This is a genomic window from Pseudomonas sp. 51_B, from assembly GCF_017491595.1.
GTDB lineage: Bacteria > Pseudomonadota > Gammaproteobacteria > Pseudomonadales > Pseudomonadaceae > Aquipseudomonas > Aquipseudomonas promysalinigenes.
The window spans coordinates 1-3597 of the sequence record NZ_JAFGYW010000050.1; the positions used below are offsets into that span (position 1 = coordinate 1).

Here is a 3597-nt window from a genome sequence, read left to right on the forward strand (position 1 = left end):
AACTTAATGTTTTTATTTAAAATACCCTCTGAAAAGAAAGGAAACGACAGGTGCTGAAAGCGAGCTTTTTGGCCTCTGTCGTTTCCTTTCTCTGTTTTTGTCCGTGGAATGAACAATGGAAGTCAACAAAAAGCAGCTGGCTGACATTTTCGGTGCGAGTATCCGTACCATTCAGAACTGGCAGGAACAGGGAATGCCCGTTCTGCGAGGCGGTGGCAAGGGTAATGAGGTGCTTTATGACTCTGCCGCCGTCATAAAATGGTATGCCGAAAGGGATGCTGAAATTGAGAACGAAAAGCTGCGCCGGGAGGTTGAAGAACTGCGGCAGGCCAGCGAGGCAGATCTCCAGCCAGGAACTATTGAGTACGAACGCCATCGACTTACGCGTGCGCAGGCCGACGCACAGGAACTGAAGAATGCCAGAGACTCCGCTGAAGTGGTGGAAACCGCATTCTGTACTTTCGTGCTGTCGCGGATCGCAGGTGAAATTGCCAGTATTCTCGACGGGCTCCCCCTGTCGGTGCAGCGGCGTTTTCCGGAACTGGAAAACCGACATGTTGATTTCCTGAAACGGGATATCATCAAAGCCATGAACAAAGCAGCCGCGCTGGATGAACTGATACCGGGGTTGCTGAGTGAATATATCGAACAGTCAGGTTAACAGGCTGCGGCATTTTGTCCGCGCCGGGCTTCGCTCACTGTTCAGGCCGGAGCCACAGACCGCCGTTGAATGGGCGGATGCTAATTACTATCTCCCGAAAGAATCCGCATACCAGGAAGGGCGCTGGGAAACACTGCCCTTTCAGCGGGCCATCATGAATGCGATGGGCAGCGACTACATCCGTGAGGTGAATGTGGTGAAGTCTGCCCGTGTCGGTTATTCCAAAATGCTGCTGGGTGTTTATGCCTACTTTATAGAGCATAAGCAGCGCAACACCCTTATCTGGTTGCCGACGGATGGTGATGCCGAGAACTTTATGAAAACCCACGTTGAGCCGACTATTCGTGATATTCCGTCGCTGCTGGCGCTGGCCCCGTGGTATGGCAAAAAGCACCGGGATAACACGCTCACCATGAAGCGTTTCACTAATGGGCGTGGCTTCTGGTGCCTGGGCGGTAAAGCGGCAAAAAACTACCGTGAAAAGTCGGTGGATGTGGCGGGTTATGATGAACTTGCTGCTTTTGATGATGATATTGAACAGGAAGGCTCTCCGACGTTCCTGGGTGACAAGCGTATTGAAGGCTCGGTCTGGCCAAAGTCCATCCGTGGCTCCACGCCAAAAGTGAGAGGCACCTGTCAGATTGAGCGTGCAGCCAGTGAATCCCCGCATTTTATGCGTTTTCATGTTGCCTGCCCGCATTGCGGGGAGGAGCAGTATCTTAAATTTGGCGACAAAGAGACGCCGTTTGGCCTCAAATGGACGCCGGATGACCCCTCCAGCGTGTTTTATCTCTGCGAGCATAATGCCTGCGTCATCCGCCAGCAGGAGCTGGACTTTACTGATGCCCGTTATATCTGCGAAAAGACCGGGATCTGGACCCGTGATGGCATTCTCTGGTTTTCGTCATCCGGTGAAGAGATTGAGCCACCTGACAGTGTGACCTTTCACATCTGGACAGCGTACAGCCCGTTCACCACCTGGGTGCAGATTGTCAAAGACTGGATGAAAACGAAAGGGGATACGGGAAAACGTAAAACCTTCGTAAACACCACGCTCGGTGAGACGTGGGAGGCGAAAATTGGCGAACGTCCGGATGCTGAAGTGATGGCAGAGCGGAAAGAGCATTATTCAGCGCCCGTTCCTGACCGTGTGGCTTACCTGACCGCCGGTATCGACTCCCAGCTGGACCGCTACGAAATGCGCGTATGGGGATGGGGGCCGGGTGAGGAAAGCTGGCTGATTGACCGGCAGATTATTATGGGCCGCCACGACGATGAACAGACGCTGCTGCGTGTGGATGAGGCCATCAATAAAACCTATACCCGCCGGAATGGTGCAGAAATGTCGATATCCCGTATCTGCTGGGATACTGGCGGGATTGACCCGACCATTGTGTATGAACGCTCGAAAAAACATGGGCTGTTCCGGGTGATCCCCATTAAAGGGGCATCCGTCTACGGAAAGCCGGTGGCCAGCATGCCACGTAAGCGAAACAAAAACGGGGTTTACCTTACCGAAATCGGTACGGATACCGCGAAAGAGCAGATTTATAACCGCTTCACACTGACGCCGGAAGGGGATGAACCGCTTCCCGGTGCCGTTCACTTCCCGAATAACCCGGATATTTTTGATCTGACCGAAGCGCAGCAGCTGACTGCTGAAGAGCAGGTCGAAAAATGGGTGGATGGCAGGAAAAAAATACTGTGGGACAGCAAAAAGCGACGCAATGAGGCACTCGACTGCTTCGTTTATGCGCTGGCGGCGCTGCGCATCAGTATTTCCCGCTGGCAGCTGGATCTCAGTGCGCTGCTGGCGAGCCTGCAGGAAGAGGATGGTGCAGCAACCAACAAGAAAACACTGGCAGATTACGCCCGTGCCTTATCCGGAGAGGATGAATGACGCGACAGGAAGAACTTGCCGCTGCCCGTGCGGCACTGCATGACCTGATGACAGGTAAACGGGTGGCAACAGTACAGAAAGACGGACGAAGGGTGGAGTTTACGGCCACTTCCGTGTCTGACCTGAAAAAATATATTGCAGAGCTGGAAGTGCAGACCGGCATGACACAGCGACGCAGGGGACCTGCAGGATTTTATGTATGAAAACGCCCACCATTCCCACCCTTCTGGGGCCGGACGGCATGACATCGCTGCGCGAATATGCCGGTTATCACGGCGGTGGCAGCGGATTTGGAGGGCAGTTGCGGTCGTGGAACCCACCGAGTGAAAGTGTGGATGCAGCCCTGTTGCCCAACTTTACCCGTGGCAATGCCCGCGCAGACGATCTGGTACGCAATAACGGCTATGCCGCCAACGCCATCCAGCTGCATCAGGATCATATCGTCGGGTCTTTTTTCCGGCTCAGTCATCGCCCAAGCTGGCGCTATCTGGGCATCGGGGAGGAAGAAGCCCGTGCCTTTTCCCGCGAGGTTGAAGCGGCATGGAAAGAGTTTGCCGAGGATGACTGCTGCTGCATTGACGTTGAGCGAAAACGCACGTTTACCATGATGATTCGGGAAGGTGTGGCCATGCACGCCTTTAACGGTGAACTGTTCGTTCAGGCCACCTGGGATACCAGTTCGTCGCGGCTTTTCCGGACACAGTTCCGGATGGTCAGCCCGAAGCGCATCAGCAACCCGAACAATACCGGCGACAGCCGGAACTGCCGTGCCGGTGTGCAGATTAATGACAGCGGTGCGGCGCTGGGATATTACGTCAGCGAGGACGGGTATCCTGGCTGGATGCCGCAGAAATGGACATGGATACCCCGTGAGTTACCCGGCGGGCGCGCCTCGTTCATTCACGTTTTTGAACCCGTGGAGGACGGGCAGACTCGCGGTGCAAATGTGTTTTACAGCGTGATGGAGCAGATGAAGATGCTCGACACGCTGCAGAACACGCAGCTGCAGAGCGCCATTGTGAAGGCGATGTATGCC

4 protein-coding genes are annotated in these 3597 nt (G+C 54.5%); all 4 read left to right on the forward strand.

The window, feature by feature from the left end:
- The first annotated feature begins 115 nt into the window (after nucleotides 1-115).
- A complete protein-coding gene (locus tag J5M56_RS23440) occupies nucleotides 116-661 on the forward strand; it encodes a DNA-packaging protein (RefSeq protein WP_000453580.1) in 546 nt (181 codons plus the stop codon).
- Complete coding sequence (locus J5M56_RS23445; RefSeq protein ID WP_001027292.1) at nucleotides 636-2561, forward strand: phage terminase large subunit family protein; 1926 nt, start codon at nucleotides 636-638, stop codon at nucleotides 2559-2561. The genes J5M56_RS23440 and J5M56_RS23445 overlap by 26 nt, the downstream gene beginning before the upstream one ends.
- Nucleotides 2558-2764, forward strand: a complete 207-nt coding sequence (locus tag J5M56_RS23450; protein ID WP_000198149.1) for a gpW family protein — start codon at nucleotides 2558-2560, stop codon at nucleotides 2762-2764. Before J5M56_RS23445 ends, J5M56_RS23450 begins: the two co-directional genes overlap by 4 nt.
- A partial coding sequence (locus J5M56_RS23455; protein WP_207937882.1) for a phage portal protein occupies nucleotides 2761-3597 on the forward strand: 837 nt, incomplete at its 3' end. The genes J5M56_RS23450 and J5M56_RS23455, both read left to right, overlap by 4 nt.

Coding starts and splice junctions, on each gene's coding strand:
- J5M56_RS23440 (WP_000453580.1), top strand. CDS start 116: ATGGAAGTCAACAAAAAGCAGCTGGCTGACATTTTCGGTGCGAGTATC.
- J5M56_RS23450 (WP_000198149.1), top strand. CDS start 2,558: ATGACGCGACAGGAAGAACTTGCCGCTGCCCGTGCGGCACTGCATGAC.